At 59.3% G+C, this 241-nt stretch carries 1 rRNA gene; it reads left to right on the forward strand.

The window, feature by feature from the left end:
- Positions 1-241, forward strand: a 16S ribosomal RNA gene (locus C476_RS04150); the annotation flags it as partial.

Genomic DNA, 241 nt, shown 5'->3' on the forward strand with positions numbered 1-241 from the left:
GAAATCCCGTAATCCTGGACGGACCACCGGTGGCGAAAGCGCCTCTGGAAGACGGATCCGACGGTGAGGGACGAAAGCTCGGGTCACGAACCGGATTAGATCCCCGGGTAGTCCGAGCTGTAAACGATGTCTGCTAGGTGTGCCACAGGCTACGAGCCTGTGGTGTGCCGTAGGGAAGCCGTGAAGCAGACCGCCTGGGAAGTACGTCCGCAAGGATGAAACTTAAAGGAATTGGCGGGGG

Origin of the sequence: Natrinema limicola JCM 13563, assembly GCF_000337475.1 — an archaeon.
In the GTDB taxonomy this organism is placed as follows: domain Archaea; phylum Halobacteriota; class Halobacteria; order Halobacteriales; family Natrialbaceae; genus Natrinema; species Natrinema limicola.